The following is a 16,326-nucleotide window of genomic DNA, read 5'->3' as shown; positions in this document are numbered from 1 at the left end:
AATAAGATGATATAATTATCTGACAAACTACCGGTCGTTAGTTAGGAGGAAAATTATGGAATTATTATTGATGTTTTTTATTGCTTATCCCATTACTATGTCGATTTTTTGGATAATTGGGACATTAATTTATTATATTTTTATCGAAAGGCGTTTAAAGCGTAAAAATATTAACTACCATCCGTCAGAAGGTATCTCGTTTATTATAGCTTGTTATAACGAGGCCGAGACAATAGCGGACACGATTAAGAATTTAGATGGGTTATCTTTTCCACTGAAAGAAATTATCGCCGTTAATGATGGTAGTTCGGATCACACGAAAGAAGAACTGTTAAAGCTAGAAGATGAATATCACATCAAATTCATCAATTTAGAAGAGAATAAAGGAAAAGCAAATGCTTTAAATGTTGCAGCTAAACTTGCGAAATATCCATATTTGATGTGTGTGGATGCAGATACAATTATCGATGACGATGCACCTTATTATATGATTGAAAGTTTAGTCAATGACGCTTCAATCGGTGCAGTGACAGGTAATCCACGTATTCGTAATAAGTCTACATTGTTAGGCAAGATTCAAACGATTGAATATGCAAGTATGATTGGAAGTATTAAAAGAGCACAAACAATAAATGGATATGTTAATACAATATCTGGTGTATTCTCGTTATTTAACAAAAAAGCATTACAGAAAAATGATTTCTGGGATACAGATATGATTACAGAAGATATTGCTGTGTCATGGAAGTTTCATTTATCAGGTTACAAAATTAAATATGAACCAAGAGCGTTATGTTGGATGCTTGTACCGGAGACATTTAATGGACTTTGGAAACAAAGAGTAAGGTGGTCTCAAGGAGGGCACGAAGTTATATTAAGAGATTTTAAAAACATGCTAAAAGTACGTAATGTTTCATTATGGTTACTATTTCTTGAACAAATTCTCTCTGTAGTTTGGGTGTATGGAATAGTTGTCATACTAGCGTACACACTTCTCCAGTTAAACTTCTTGGATTATTATTTTTACGATTATCAATTAAACATTTTTCTACTTTCTGCCTTCTTACTTACATTCGTTAACATTATACAATTTACACTTTCATTAATGATTGATAGTAGGTATGAGCGCAAAAATAATTTGTTTGTTATTTTCTTAAGTTGGTATCCAACATTTTATTGGATAATCAATGCGTTAGTTGTGATTGTTGCTTTTCCAAAAGCACTAAAACGTAAAAAAGGAGAGTTTGCTACATGGACAAGTCCAGACAGAGGGAACTTAAAAGAGTCAAATCAAGATTAAATATTTATAGAGAAACAATCGTATTTATAGCATCAACAATACTTTGGTTATATTGTGTAACAGTTTTATTTGTAATGGTTGGGTCGTTATTACCTTACAATAATCATTTTATCCAAATGGTAAGAGTGATTTTAAATATTGACAAAGGTGATATCTTTACAATCTTTAGCTATTTCATGATAGGGTCAGCAATCATCATTATTTATTTAATGTGTACTTTTATCTTTAATGTTAAAAGAAAGAGAGTATTACCTTATGATGAAATGTAAACGATTTATGATCGTTTTTTTGTTATGTATATTTTTGTATCCACATGATGACGTTACTTTTGCTAAAAAGAAATCATTGGGTGGAGAAGAAAATGGCTGTCTAGCATTAAATTATCATAGAGTTAGAGAAGATACATGGATTGATAAATTATTATCCGCTTTCTCAAATAGTAAAGAATTGAAAATTTACAGTGTTACAGATACAGAATTTGAATCACATATTAAGTGGTTGAAAGAACATAAAGCTCACTTTGTCACTTTAGATGAGTTTATAAAATATAAAGAAGATGGCAAATTCCCTAAAAATTGTGTTTGGATCAACTTTGATGACATGGATGAAAGTATATACGACAATGCTTTCCCACTTATGAAAAAATACGATGTACACGCTACAGGATTTGTCATAACAGGTAAAGTAGGGTCTGATGATTTTCACAATATTAGTCTTTCGTCTAAAAAAGAATTGTTAAAAATGAAACGCAGTGGATTGTGGGATTTTGCATCACATACACATAATATGCATTCAATGAAAAAGAAGACATCAACACTTATTAAATCAGCTGAAACAACAGGTATTAAGAAAGATATGAATAAAAGCACACAATATATTAAAGACGAATTAGATGGTAATACACGCGCTATTGCATATCCATATGGTCAAATGAGTGATGAAGTAGTTGATCAACTTAAAGCAGACACTTCAATCAAATATGGGTTTACTTTGAAAGAAAAAGCAGTAGTTGCAGACAATGACAACTATATAATTCCAAGAGTTATGGTAAGTGATGATGCCTTTAACAAACTCGTTAAAAACTGGAAAGGATTTAATCATGAATAAAGGAAGACGCATAGAATTTATATATTTAAGAACATTTCTCTGTTTATTGATCGTGTTAACGCATGTCCTGACAGAATTTAGTAATACAAACGAACCAGATGATAATCAAATCCAAGTACTATATTGGATTAGAATGATATTAATCATCGGGACACCTTCATTTATTATATTATCTCAGCTATTAACAACTTTAAATTATGACGAGAAACTAAAGCCAGGATATTTAAAATCACGCTTAAAATTCATTTTACTACCATATCTTATTATGGGTGCATTTTATAGTTATTCTGAAAGCCTTAAATTAAATAATTCATTTCTAAAACAATTTTTAGAGAATGTTATTCAAGGTAATTGGTATGGTTATTTCATTATTATCATAATTCAGTTCTTCTTATTAAACTGGTTGATTTATCGAATTAACTCTAAAATATTGTATTCAAAATGGAGTCTCATCATTGCATTTATCGTCAACACAGTCTATTTATATAGTCATCAAAATATAGACAGCGTAACGAAATTTGTGGAGACATATTATCCATTTAGTCCCGAAACATTTATCGTTGGTTGGATATTCTACTACTTCTTAGGCTCATATTTAGGGCATAATTACGCTAAAATAAAATACTTTGTAAGTAAAAACATCGCATTAATTATATTTTTAACAATAGCAGCATATTTAACTTTTGAATTAGTAGGAGATCACGATTACTGGATGGTAAGTAGTATGGATTATCGCATTTTACTATATATTAGTTTTGCATTTTTACTACTAATCAATTTCAGTTCGCAATTTGAAACATTTATGTATAACTCAGTCGAGATCCTAAGTATGTATTCATTCTTTATATATTTATTACATCCAATCATACTTGAATATATATTCCAATACACAAGCATATTCCAAGAAAAAACAATTATATTCATACCAGTATCCTTACTCTTTATCGTAGGATGTTGTTTAGGCGTAGGCATATTATTAAAAGAATTCCATGTATTAAAGTTTGTAATGGGAAGACAACCTTATAGTAAATAAAATTGCTGATAAGGGTGGTGTTAAAAGCATTTCTAGGCAAAACTGCTGATAAGAGGTACGTTAAAAGCATTTCTAGGTGAAATTGCTGATAAGAGTAGTGTTAAAAGCAGTACTAGGCAAAATTGCTGATAAGGGTAGTGTTAAAAGCAGTTCTAGGTAAAATTGCTGATAAGGGTAGCGTTAAAAGCAGTACTAGGCAAAATTGCTGATAAGAGGTGCGTTAAAAGCAGTTCTAGGTAAAATTGCTGATAAGGGTAGTGTTAAAAGCAATTCTAAGTAAAATTGCTGATAAGGGTAGTGTTAAAAGCAGTACTAGGCAAAATTGCTGATAAGAGGTGCGTTAAAAGCAGTACTAAGTAAAATTGCTGATAAGGGTAGTGTTAAAAGCAATACTAGGTAAAATTGCTGATAAGGGTATTGTTAAAAGCAATTCTAGGTAAAATTGCTGATAAGGGTAGTGTTAAAAGCAATACTAGGCAAAACTGCTGATAAGGTTAGCGTTAAAAGCAGTTCTAGGTAAAATTGCTGATAAGGGTAGTGTTAAAAGCAATACTAGGTAAAATTGCTGATAAGGGTAGTGTTAAAAGCAATACTAGGCAAAACTGCTGATAAGGTTAGCGTTAAAAGCAGTTCTAGGTAAAATTGCTGATAAGGGTAGTGTTAAAAGCAATACTAGGTAAAATTGCTGATAAGGGTAGTGTTAAAAGCAATACTAGGCAAAACTGCTGATAAGGTTAGCGTTAAAAGCAGTACTAGGCAAAACTGCTGATAAGGGTAGTGTTAAAAGCAGTACTAGGCAAAATTGCTGATAAGAGGTGCGTTAAAAGCAGTTCTAGGCAAAATTGCTGATAAGGGTAGTGTTAAAAGCAATTCTAAGTAAAACTGCTGATAAGGGTATCTATAAAAGTAGATTTGATTACAAATTAGAGCTTAAGACATAAATATCCTAGAACTTTAAAAAGAGCAGAAATTCATTATTAAAATTGAATTTCTGCTCTTATTTTTGTATAAAAATGAATATTTGTACGATTTTGTAAGTGCTGACGCCTGAGGGAATAGTATGAGTGAGAGACTATAGGCTCGAGCCATACCCTAGGCAAGCATGCACGAACAAAATCGTAAGATTTTATAAAAATAGTTATTAATTATGCTGCTGTATAACGTTCTTTTTTAAATTTGTATACGATGAACCCTATAATAAAGCCTATTACAGCTGGTAGTACCCAACCCATACCGATAGTGAAGAACGGTAAGCATTTTTCTCCAAATGTAATGACTACATGTGCAAATTTAGTATTCGCAATGAATTCTGGGCTAGCTTTTATACCGTCTACAAATGAAGCAATCATTGTGAAATAAGTTGTAAATTGGTAAACGATTGTTGAGTGATTAAATAATGAACTAAATAGTGTTAGCAATATAATTGTAATCGCTAATGGATACAAGAACATCAATACTGGTGTTGAATATTCGATAATTTTTGTTAAACCGACATTAGCAAATACACATGATATAATGCTGACTACTGTCGCGAACATTAAGTAGTTTTGCTTAGGGAATAGGTCTGTAAATGTTTCTGAAAAAGCTGTGATTAAGCCAATTGCAGTCTTTAAACAAGCAACAATAATAATTAATGATAATAGGATTATTCCATAATCACCTAGGTAATATTGAGCAATTTGCGCTAATGCAATACCACCGTTTTCACTAGCTTTGAAATGACCTAAACTCATTGTACCCATAAATGCTAACAAACTGTAAATAACACCCATTAACACGATGCTAATAGTACCTGATTTAAAAGTTTCTTTCGCAATGTGATTTGGATTTGTAACACCAAGCTTTTTAATAGTTGAAACAACAATGATGCCGAAAGCAAGTGCTGCTAATGCATCTAACGTATTGTAACCGTCTATAAATCCTTTTAACAATGCGCTGTTTTCATAATCAGGACTAATTGAAGCACTAGAAATATTACCAATCGGATTAATGAAAGCTAATAAAATAAGCACGCCTAACAATACTAAAAATATCGGGTTTAAAAATTTGCCGATATATTCTAAAATTTTAGATGGTTTCTTCGAGAAGAACCAAGCAACTAAAAAGAATAGAATACTAAATATTGATAAATATAACGTGATAGATGATTTTGAAATGAATGGCGTAAAAGCAATTTCAAATGATGTAGTCGCAAGTCTTGGTAATGCATAAAATGGACCAATGACTAAATAAAGTAAAATTGTAAAAATATAAGCATATTTAGTATTTACTCTTGTTGCTATTTCGAATATGCCATTCGTCTTAGAAATGCCAATTGCAATAATACCTAAGAATGGTAATCCAATCGCAGTAATTAAGAAACCTAAGTTAGCTGTAAAAACATTTGCACCAGCTGTTTGACCTAAATGTATTGGAAATATTAAATTTCCTGCACCGAAAAATAAGCCAAATAATAATGACCCTATATATAGATTTTCTTTGAAACTTAGTTTGTTTTTCATAATAATGATGTGTTCTCCTAGTCTTTTTTCGCTTCCACTATCTTATATTTTACAAGAGCGGAAAGTCAATAAGTACTAAGAAATAAATAGTGTATCTATATACTATCTTTAATTATTTCTCATTTCATAAAGCAATGCTTGCGCGGTTTCTAAATTTGGTTTGTCCATATTTTTAAGCGCTTCTGTTATGAGATTTATTTCGACACCTTTTGCACCGATTTTAATCGCTAAAGATTTGTAGTGTAAGTTCATATGACCATGTTGTATACCTTCAGAAACGAGTGCACGACATGCAGAGAAATTCTGTGCTAAACCGACTGCTGCTACAATATGAGCTAACTCTTGTGCTGATTCAACGTTTAATATATCTAAAGTAACTTTAGACATCGGTAAGAGATCAATGCTACCTCCTATAATACCAAGTGTTAAAGGTAGCTCTATTGTCCCTACAAGACATTGTCCTTCTCTATCATATTTCCAAGTAGTTAAACTTCTATACTGACCATCTTTACTAGCATAAGCATGCGCACCAGCTTCAACGCTTCTTGTATCATTACCTGAAGCAAGTACGACAGAACTTATACCATTCATAACGCCTTTATTGTGTGTTACAGCTCTATATGGGTCGATATGAGCTAATACAGAAGCTCTTTCCATACGATGTGCAACTTCTTCGCCACTCATATTACTTTTTTCTAAATCAGATACAGCGATTTCACCTTGAATGCTTATAACTGAAGTTGTGGAATAATTTGATAAAATACTCATCAATATATCAGTGTCGTCTAATTGTTCTTCTAAATAATGTGCAATACCTTCAAGAATTGTATTGATGATATTAGCACCCATTGCGTCACGAGTATCGATATATACTTTTAATGACAGCATACCTTCTTCTGGAAATTCATCAGTTTCGATTTTTTGATATCCGCCACCTCTTTTTAAAATAGATGGATAGACTTGATCAGCCATTTGGTGTATTTCTTGTTCTAATTCAAGGATGTCTTTAGATAATTGTGTAGTGTCTGTTACATTATCAAATACAATTTGACCTAATTTAATATTGTCGCTTTGAATGATTTTTAGACCACCGGACTTGTTAAATAATTTAGAGCCATAACTTGCTGCAGCTACAACTGAAGGCTCTTCAACCATCATTGGAACAGCATACGATTTACCATTCACAATAATTTCAGGCAATACGCCAACTGGTAAAGTCCCTTGACCGATTACATTTTCGATTAAGTTCTCTAATAATTCTTTATCTATTTCTGAATTGTTTAGTAATATTTGTTCAGATTGTTCTTGAATCCAACCATGTTCTTTTAATTGATTAATTTTTTCTGGTCTGGATAAGTGTCTGAAATCTTTTGTTAAAGGTTTCATTAAAGTCCTGCTCCTTTTTCTATCATTAATGCGATACCTAGGCCACCGCCAATACAAGCAGTCGCTATGCCAGTATGTTTATCTTCTTGCTTCAACGCATGAGTAAGTGTCGTAACAAGTCTAGATCCTGTTGAACCTAGTGGATGTCCTAAAGCAATCGCGCCACCGTATATGTTGAATTTCTCATCTGGTATGTTGAGATTCTTTTTCACAGGAATACTTTGTGCTGAAAAAGCTTCTGTCATCTCAACTAAATCAATATCTTCAATACTTTTTTCAGTTTTATTTAACAAAGCTTCTACTGCATAAAAAGGTGCGTAACCCATGTATAATGGATCACAACCTATTTCGGCATGTTGTCCTAAAGTAGCTAAAATTGTATAACCATTTTCTTTAGCATATGCTTCGCTCATAAGAATTAAAGCAGAACCGCCATCACTTAAAGCAGATGCGTTACCAGCTGTAACAGAGCCATCTTCTTTGAAAATTGTTTTTAAAGTTGCTAAGTCTTCCATATTGCTTTCAGGTCTAATTAATTCATCAGAAGTCATAGTTTCACCATTTAAATCTTCAAGAGGTACTATCTCTTCGTTAAATTTACCTGCTTTTGTTGCTTTGTCAGATTTCAAATGAGAGTTCATAGCAAATTCATCTTGTTGTGTACGAGTAACTTCGTATTTAGTTGCTATTTCTTCAGCAGTTAAGCCCATAGCTATTTGATGAAACACATCAGTTAATCCATCATGCATAAAGCTTTTTACTGGTGAATCACCTTTTTTAAGAATAAGGTCTGGTGTATTCGTCATACTTTCAACGCCACCTACAGCAACAACATTTGCTTCTCCAAGTTGGATCAGTTGTTTACCTAAAATAATAGATTTAAGACCTGAACCGCAAACTTCATTCACAGTCATACCTGGTGTTGAATAAGGTAAACCAGCGTTAACTGCTATTTGACGTGCTGGGTTTTGACCAGTACCTGCTTGAATGACATTCCCGAAAATAACGTTTTCTATATGATTAGGATCTAGTTGAATTTTGTTAATTGCAGATTTTAATGCAGCAGTCCCTAATTCTACTGCAGAGTAGTTACTCAACTTTCCTCTGAATTTTCCTACAGGTGTTCTTTGAGCACTAACTATTACAACTTTGTTCATGTTTATGTTCTCCTTAAAAAATTTATTTATTAATAATTGTCATTAAATATGTTATTTTGATATGATTTAACTATAAAATAACATATTGAGAGGAAATTATTATGGCAATAGGTATTGATAAATTAGATTTTTACATCCCAAATTTCTATGTTAGCATGGATGATTTGGCAAAAGCTCGTGAAGTAGACCCAAATAAATTCAAGATTGGTATTGGCCAAACAAAAATGGCTGTTAATCCTGTGAGCCAAGATATTATATCAATGGGTATTAATGCAGCTCAAGATATTTTATCTGAGCAAGACAAAAAAGATATCGATATGGTAATCGTAGCTACTGAATCGGGAATTGATCACTCAAAAGCAGCATCTGTTGAAATACACAATCAATTAAATATTCAACCTTTCGCGCGTTGTATAGAAATGAAAGAAGCATGTTACTCTGCTACTGCAGCAATACAACTTGCAAAAGATTTCTTATCAAACCATCCTGGTAAAAAAGTTCTTGTTATCGCATCAGATATCGCACGTTACGGATTAAATTCAGGTGGCGAACCTACACAAGGTGCAGGAGCAGTTGCATTATTACTAAGTCATAATCCTAGAATTTTAGAATTAAATGACGATAGCGTAGCATATACGAATAATGTATACGATTTTTGGAGACCAACTTCTGAAAAATATCCTGTCGTAGATGGCGCTTTATCTAAAGACGCATATATCGAATCATTTAATACAGTTTGGAATGAATACTCTAAACGTACTGGATATACTGTAAACGACTTTGAATCATTCTGTTTCCACGTACCATTTACTAAAATGGGGGAAAAGGCTTTCAAGACTATTTTAAACGAAAACGTAGAAGATTCAATCAAAAATAGATTAATGGATGCTTACCAAGAATCAGTATTATGGAATAGAGATGTTGGTAACATTTATACAGGATCATTATACTTAAGTTTAATTTCGTTATTACAGAACCACACATTCCAACCAGAAGATAAAGTATGTCTATTTAGTTATGGTTCAGGAGCAGTAGGAGAAATCTTTAGTGGTTCAATCGTTGAAGGATATGACAAAGCATTAGATAAAGAGAAACACTTAAATATGCTAGAATCTAGAGAGCAATTATCAGTCGAAGAATACGAAACATTCTTTAACAGATTTGATAATCAAGAATTTGATTTCGAACGTGAATTGACACAAGATCCATATTCAAAAGTATACTTACACAGTATAGAAGACCATATCAGAACATATAAGATAGAGAAATAAACTAGTGGCCGATTGTGCTTGATGAGCTTGGGACATAAATCCTAACTCGAAATAAATAAGCATATCACTAAACTGATTTTTTTAAGTTTACAGTGATATGCTTATTTTTTTATCTTACGATTTTGTACGTGCATGCTTGCCTAGGGGTATGGCTCGAGCCATTAGTCTCTCGCACATACTATTCCCTCAGGCGTCAGCACTTACAAAATCGGTTGTAAATATCCGTTTTTATATAATCTTTCGATTTTGTACGTGCATGCTTGCCTAGGGGTATGGCTCGAGCCTGTAGTCTCTCACACATACTATTCCCTCAGGCGTCAGCACTACAAAATCGGTTGTAATTTTCATTTTTATACGCAATCTTACTGAGATTATACTAATAAGAGGAATAGTAAAAGCAATTCTCAGTGAAATTGCAGATAAGAGGTACGTTAAAAGCAGTTCTAGGCAAAATTGCTGATAAGAGGTACGTTAAAAGCAATTCTCAGTAAAATTGCAGATAAGAGGTAAGTTAAAAGCAATTCCATGCAAAATTGCAGATAAGGGGTAAGTTAAAAGCAGTTCTCAGTAAAATTGCAGATAAGAGGTAAGTTAAAAGCAATTCCATGCAAAATCGCTGATAAGGGGTAAGTTAAAAGCAGTTCTAGGCAAAATTGCAGATAAGAGGTGCGTTAAAAGCAATTCCATGCAAAATCGCTGATAAGAGGCACGTTAAAAGCAGTTCTAAGTAAAATTGCAGATAAGGGGTACAGAAAAACTAGACTTGATTACAAAATGGAGCTTGGGACATAAATGATTTTTTAAAAATGAGATGAGACGTAGATTAACTCCATAATCAATACGAATCTATCGACTTCTTTATTTATGATATTCATCTCTTTTTAATGGAAATAAAAGTGCGATTAATGTGATAATACAGTTACGTTAATTAAAAAAATAAAAATGCAAGGAGAGGTAATATGCTAACTGTATATGGACATAGAGGATTACCTAGTAAAGCTCCGGAAAATACAATTGCATCATTTAAAGCTGCGTCAGAAGTAGAAGGTATAAACTGGTTGGAGTTAGATGTTGCAATTACAAAAGATGAACAACTGATTATCATTCATGATGATTATTTAGAACGGACTACAAATATATCCGGGGAAATAACTGAATTGAATTATGATGAAATTAAAGATGCTTCTGCAGGATCTTGGTTTGGTGAAAAATTCAAAGATGAACATTTGCCAACTTTCGATGATGTAGTAAAAATAGCAAATGAATATAATATGAATTTAAATGTAGAATTAAAAGGTATTACTGGACCGAATGGACTAGCACTTTCTAAAAGTATGGTTAAGCAAGTGGAAGAACAATTAACAAACTTAAATCAGAATCAAGAAGTGCTCATTTCAAGCTTTAATGTTGTGCTTGTTAAACTTGCAGAAGAAATCATGCCACAATATAACAGAGCAGTTATATTCCATACAACTTCGTTTCGTGAAGACTGGAGAACACTTTTAGATTACTGTAATGCTAAAATAGTAAACACTGAAGATGCCAAACTTACTAAAGCAAAAGTAAAAATGGTAAAAGAAGCGGGTTATGAATTGAACGTATGGACTGTAAACAAACCAGCACGTGCAAACCAACTTGCTAATTGGGGAGTTGATGGTATCTTTACAGACAATGCAGATAAAATGGTGCATTTGTCTCAATAGAAAGTTAGAGGTGAGTCTTACGTTTCAGTGACGGTAGACTTACCTTTAACATGTTACATACTAAAAAATTAATTTGAATAAGAAAGAGAGACATATATGAAATACGATGATTTTATAGTAGGAGAAACATTCAAAACAAAAAGCCTTCATATTACAGAAGAAGAAATTATCCAATTTGCAACAACTTTTGATCCTCAATATATGCATATAGATAAAGAAAAAGCAGAACAAAGTAGATTTAAAGGTATCATTGCATCTGGCATGCATACACTTTCAATATCATTTAAATTATGGGTAGAAGAAGGTAAATACGGAGAAGAAGTTGTAGCAGGAACACAAATGAATAACGTTAAATTTATTAAACCGGTATATCCGGGTAATACATTGTACGTTATCGCTGAAATAACAAATAAGAAATCCATAAAAAAAGAAAATGGACTCGTTACAGTGTCACTTTCAACATACAATGAAAATGAAGAAATTGTATTTCAAGGAGAAGTAACAGCACTTATTAATAATTCATAACAAAACAGTGAAGCAACCATCGTTACGGATTGCTTCACTGTTTTGTTATTTATCTATATCGTATTTTTTATTACCGTTCTCATATAGCTCATCATACACTTTACCTGAGATTTTGGCATTGTAGCTAGCCATTCCTTTATCTTGTACATCTTTAACATTAATAGCCATCATCATGTTTGGATTATCTTTATCATATGATATAAACCACCCAATTTGTCTGCCAGTTTCTCCTTGTTTCATTTTGAGTTCTGCAGTACCGGATTTGCCAATTAAGTTTGCGTAAGGTCTATAAATATCTTCTTTATGTGTTTTATTTACGACTTGTTGCATGCCATCAGTTAATAGATTGATATTTTCTTTGGAAATAATATTTTTCTTCCAAATTTTGTTTTTCGTGTCTTTTAATAAGTGAGGTGCGTTAATATTGCCATTATTTTCTAATGCGCTATAGATTGAAAGGATCTGTACTGGGTTAATCAGTATTTCACCTTGTCCGTAACCTGAATCAGCTAATAATATTTCATTATCTAAATTTTTGTTTGAAATTTGAGCATTATAAAATGGATAATCACTTGGTATATCTTCACCAACACCTAGTTTTTTCATGCCTTTTTCAAATTTCTTACTGCCTAATTCGAGTGCTACTCTAGCAAAGAAAATGTTATCTGATGATTCTATTGCTTGTTTTAAGTCGATATTACCATTTACCACTTCATATCTTGTAACGTTGTAACCACCCCAAGATTTATCTTTTTGCCAACCTTTACCATCGATTTTATAACTTGTTTTATCGTCTAATGTTTTGTTATTTAAACCAATCATTGCTGTTAATATTTTTTGAGTTGAACCTGGTGAAGTTGTAATCTGGAACTTGTTGAGCAGAGGTTCTTTTTTATCTTCGGTTAATTTATTATATTCTTCGTTACTCATGCCATACATAAATGGGTACACGTCATATGAAGGTGTGCTTACAAGTGCTAACAATTCACCTGTTTGAGGGTGAATAGCAGTACCTGAGCCATAATCATTTTTCATGTTGTTATAAATACTCTTTTGAACTTTAGCATCAATAGTTAGTTGAATATCTTTGCCATCTTTTTTCTTTTTCTCTATTAATGTATGTGCGATTGTATTGCTATTATCGTCAACGATTGTGACACGATAGCCATCTTCGTGTTGGAGCTTTTTATCGTAAAGTTTTTCGAGTCCCTTTTTACCAACAACTGCATCATCTTTATAACCTTTATATTCTTTTTGTTTTAATTCTTCAGAGTTAATGGGACCAACATAACCTAATAGATGTGAAGTCGCTTCTTCTAGAGGATAGTTACGACTTTCTGTTTCGTTAGTTGTAAGATGAAATTTTTTTGCGAAATCACTTAAATCTTCATCCATTTTTTTAACGGTTTTAAGTGGAACGAAGGTATCATCTTGTACCCAATTTTGATCCATTTGTTGTTTAATATAGTCTTCAGAAATACTTAGTTCTTTAGCGATTGCTTTATAATCTTTTTTAGATACACTCTTTGGAACGATGCCTATCTCATATGCTGTTCCTGTATTGGCCAATTCCACATTGTTTCGGTCTAAAATTTTACCTCGTTCTGACTTTAAATTTTCAATATGTATGCTTTGGTCTTTCTGCATTCCTGGAATAATGACGCTATGATCCCAATCTAATTTCCACATACCATCTTCTTTAACAAAATTAAATTGAACTTTGCGATCAATGTTACCGTAGTTTGTTTTAATTTTATATTGAGCATCTACTCGTTTTTTATTTTTAGATACTTTTTTTATTTTGCGATCCTGAATGTTTATTTCTTTAACGCCTAAACTTTTATATATTTTTATCGGACGTTCAGTCATTTCTACTTCGCCATTATCGCTTTTAGAAATATAACTGCTATCTTTATAAACTTGTTTGAAATTTTTATCTTCAATTGCATCAATAGTTTTATTAATTTCTTTATCTTTTGAAGCATACAAATATATACCAAACCCGACAACTACAACTATTAAAATAAGTGGAACAATTTTTATCTTTTTCATCAATATCCTCCTTACATAGGACTACATTTGTAGTATATTACAAACGTAGTATTTATGTCAAAATAATGTTATAATTTTTGTGATATGGAGGTGTAGCAGGTGTTATCATCATTTTTAATGTTAAGTATAATCAGTTCATTGCTCACGATATGTGTAATTTTTTTAGTGAGAATGCTCTATATAAAATATACTCAAAATATTATGTCACATAAGATTTGGTTATTAGTGCTCGTCTCCACGTTAATTCCATTAATACCATTTTACAAAATATCGAATTTTACATTTTCAAAAGATATGATGAATCGAAATGTATCTGACACGACTTCTTCGGTTAGTCATATGTTAGATGGTCAACAATCATCTGTTACGAAAGACTTAGCAATTAATGTTAATCAGTTTGAGACCTCAAATATAACGTATATGATTCTTTTGATATGGGTATTTGGTAGTTTGTTGTGCTTATTTTATATGTTTAAGGCATTCCGACAAATTAATATTATTAAGAGTTCATCATTGGAATCGCCATATCTTAATGAACGACTTAAAGTATGTCAAAGTAAGATGCAGTTCTACAAAAAGCATATAACAATTAGTTGTAGTTCAAACATTGATAATCCGATGGTATTTGGTATAGTGAAATCTCAAATTGTACTACCAACTGTCGTAGTCGAAACCATGAATGACAAAGAAATTGAATATATTATTCTACATGAACTATCACATGTGAAAAGTCATGACTTAATATTCAACCAGCTTTATGTTGTTTTTAAAATGATATTCTGGTTTAATCCTGCACTATATATAAGTAAAACAATGATGGACAATGACTGTGAAAAAGTATGTGATAGAAACGTTTTAAAAATTTTGAATCGCCATGAACATATACGTTATGGTGAATCGATATTAAAATGCTCTATTTTAAAATCTCAGCACATAAATAATGTGGCAGCACAATATTTACTAGGTTTTAATTCAAATATTAAAGAACGTGTTAAGTATATTGCACTTTATGATTCAATGCCTAAACCTAATCGAAACAAGCGTATTGTTGCGTATATTGTATGTAGTATATCGCTTTTAATACAAGCACCGTTACTATCTGCACATGTTCAACAAGACAAATATGAAACAAATGTATCATATAAAAAATTAAATCAACTAGCTCCGTATTTCAAAGGATTTGATGGAAGTTTTGTGCTTTATAATGAACGGGAGCAAGCTTATTCTATTTATAATGAACCAGAAAGTAAACAACGATATTCACCTAATTCTACTTACAAAATTTATTTAGCGTTAATGGCATTCGACCAAAATTTACTCTCATTAAATCATACTGAACAACAATGGGATAAACATCAATATCCATTTAAAGAATGGAACCAAGATCAAAATTTAAATTCTTCAATGAAATATTCAGTAAATTGGTATTACGAAAATTTAAACAAACATTTAAGACAAGATGAGGTTAAATCTTATTTAGATCAAATTGAATATGGTAATGAAGAAATATCAGGGAATGAAAATTATTGGAATGAATCTTCATTAAAAATTTCTGCAATAGAACAGGTTAATTTGTTGAAAAATATGAAACAACATAACATGCATTTTGATAATAAGGCTATTGAAAAAGTTGAAAATAGTATGACTTTGAAACAAAAAGATACTTATAAATATGTAGGTAAAACTGGAACAGGAATCGTGAATCACAAAGAAGCAAATGGATGGTTCGTAGGTTATGTTGAAACGAAAGATAATACGTATTATTTTGCTACACATTTAAAAGGCGAAGACAATGCGAATGGCGAAAAAGCACAACAAATTTCTGAGCGTATTTTAAAAGAAATGGAGTTAATATAATGGATAATAAAACGTATGAAATATCATCTGCAGAATGGGAAGTTATGAATATCATTTGGATGAAAAAATATGCAAGTGCGAATAATATAATAGAAGAAATACAAATGCAAAAGGACTGGAGTCCAAAAACCATTCGTACACTTATAACGAGATTGTATAAAAAGGGATTTATAGATCGAAAAAAAGACAATAAAATTTTTCAATATTATTCTCTAGTAGAAGAAAGTGATATAAAATATAAAACATCTAAAAACTTTATCAACAAAGTATACAAAGGCGGCTTCAATTCACTTGTCTTAAACTTTGTAGAAAAAGAAGATCTATCACAAGATGAAATAGAAGAATTGAGAAATATATTGAATAAAAAATAAAATTGTTGTGTTTACAACAATACATAGAAAACAGAGGAAACAATCAAGTCGTTGAATATTTCC

The 16,326-nt window shown here is 31.7% G+C and carries 13 protein-coding genes; 9 read left to right on the top strand and 4 right to left on the bottom strand.

Annotated features, from left to right (window positions below; all coding sequences use genetic code 11):
* Window positions 1-55: 55 nt before the first annotated feature.
* Genes pgaC through B2G86_RS07440 form a run of 4 tightly spaced genes read left to right on the top strand, consistent with a single transcriptional unit; the run spans window position 56 to window position 3,440 of the window.
* Entirely contained in the window at window positions 56-1,300 is a 1,245-nt protein-coding gene (gene pgaC, locus B2G86_RS07455; protein ID WP_078357496.1) for a poly-beta-1,6-N-acetyl-D-glucosamine synthase, read from the top strand.
* A complete protein-coding gene (icaD, locus tag B2G86_RS07450; RefSeq protein WP_078357495.1) occupies window positions 1,252-1,569 on the top strand; it encodes an intracellular adhesion protein IcaD in 318 nt (105 codons plus the stop codon). Before pgaC ends, icaD begins: the two co-directional genes overlap by 49 nt.
* A complete protein-coding gene (gene icaB, locus B2G86_RS07445; RefSeq protein WP_241837738.1) occupies window positions 1,556-2,407 on the top strand; it encodes an intercellular adhesin biosynthesis polysaccharide N-deacetylase in 852 nt (283 codons plus the stop codon). The genes icaD and icaB overlap by 14 nt, the downstream gene beginning before the upstream one ends.
* Complete coding sequence (locus B2G86_RS07440) at window positions 2,400-3,440, top strand: acyltransferase family protein (RefSeq protein WP_078357494.1); 1,041 nt, start codon at window positions 2,400-2,402, stop codon at window positions 3,438-3,440. The genes icaB and B2G86_RS07440 overlap by 8 nt, the downstream gene beginning before the upstream one ends.
* A gap of 1,145 nt (window positions 3,441-4,585) precedes the next feature.
* Here B2G86_RS07440 and brnQ read toward each other — a convergent pair.
* The 3 genes from brnQ to B2G86_RS07425 form a co-directional block, all read right to left on the bottom strand.
* Window positions 4,586-5,941, bottom strand: coding sequence for a branched-chain amino acid transport system II carrier protein (gene brnQ, locus B2G86_RS07435; protein ID WP_198931331.1), 1,356 nt, complete (start codon window positions 5,939-5,941; stop codon window positions 4,586-4,588).
* A gap of 108 nt (window positions 5,942-6,049) precedes the next feature.
* Window positions 6,050-7,327: a hydroxymethylglutaryl-CoA reductase, degradative gene (locus tag B2G86_RS07430; RefSeq protein ID WP_078357492.1), complete on the bottom strand. Its 1,278-nt coding sequence runs from the start codon at window positions 7,325-7,327 to the stop codon at window positions 6,050-6,052.
* Window positions 7,327-8,484 carry a thiolase family protein gene (locus B2G86_RS07425; RefSeq protein WP_078357491.1) on the bottom strand — a complete coding sequence of 386 codons (1,158 nt, stop codon included), beginning with the start codon at window positions 8,482-8,484 and terminating at the stop codon, window positions 7,327-7,329. Before B2G86_RS07425 ends, B2G86_RS07430 begins: the two co-directional genes overlap by 1 nt.
* Window positions 8,485-8,585: 101 nt before the next feature.
* Between B2G86_RS07425 and B2G86_RS07420 the strand changes: the two genes are divergently transcribed.
* From B2G86_RS07420 to B2G86_RS07405, 3 genes are all read left to right on the top strand, one after another.
* Window positions 8,586-9,755 carry a hydroxymethylglutaryl-CoA synthase gene (locus B2G86_RS07420; protein ID WP_078357490.1) on the top strand — a complete coding sequence of 390 codons (1,170 nt, stop codon included), beginning with the start codon at window positions 8,586-8,588 and terminating at the stop codon, window positions 9,753-9,755.
* A gap of 959 nt (window positions 9,756-10,714) precedes the next feature.
* Window positions 10,715-11,458 carry a glycerophosphoryl diester phosphodiesterase gene (locus B2G86_RS07410; RefSeq protein ID WP_078357489.1) on the top strand — a complete coding sequence of 248 codons (744 nt, stop codon included), beginning with the start codon at window positions 10,715-10,717 and terminating at the stop codon, window positions 11,456-11,458.
* A 96-nt stretch (window positions 11,459-11,554) separates the two neighbouring features.
* On the top strand, window positions 11,555-11,983 hold the full coding sequence (locus tag B2G86_RS07405; RefSeq protein ID WP_078357488.1) for a MaoC family dehydratase: 429 nt from the start codon (window positions 11,555-11,557) through the stop codon (window positions 11,981-11,983).
* A gap of 45 nt (window positions 11,984-12,028) precedes the next feature.
* On the opposite strand, the gene mecA is transcribed toward B2G86_RS07405, so the two are convergent.
* Window positions 12,029-14,038 (bottom strand): PBP2a family beta-lactam-resistant peptidoglycan transpeptidase MecA, encoded by a 2,010-nt coding sequence (mecA, locus tag B2G86_RS07400; RefSeq protein ID WP_078357487.1) that lies wholly within the window; start codon window positions 14,036-14,038, stop codon window positions 12,029-12,031.
* 96 nt (window positions 14,039-14,134) lie between these two features.
* On the opposite strand from mecA, the gene mecR1 reads away from it, so the two are divergent.
* Both mecR1 and mecI read left to right on the top strand, forming a co-directional pair.
* Window positions 14,135-15,892, top strand: coding sequence for a beta-lactam sensor/signal transducer MecR1 (mecR1, locus tag B2G86_RS07395; protein ID WP_078357486.1), 1,758 nt, complete (start codon window positions 14,135-14,137; stop codon window positions 15,890-15,892).
* Window positions 15,892-16,263 (top strand): mecA-type methicillin resistance repressor MecI, encoded by a 372-nt coding sequence (mecI, locus tag B2G86_RS07390; RefSeq protein ID WP_000369214.1) that lies wholly within the window; start codon window positions 15,892-15,894, stop codon window positions 16,261-16,263. The genes mecR1 and mecI overlap by 1 nt, the downstream gene beginning before the upstream one ends.
* Window positions 16,264-16,326 lie beyond the last annotated feature (63 nt).

Source organism: Mammaliicoccus fleurettii (assembly GCF_002018435.1).
Classification (GTDB): Bacteria; Bacillota; Bacilli; order Staphylococcales; family Staphylococcaceae; genus Mammaliicoccus; species Mammaliicoccus fleurettii.
This window is presented reverse-complemented; position numbering and strand designations above follow the sequence as displayed.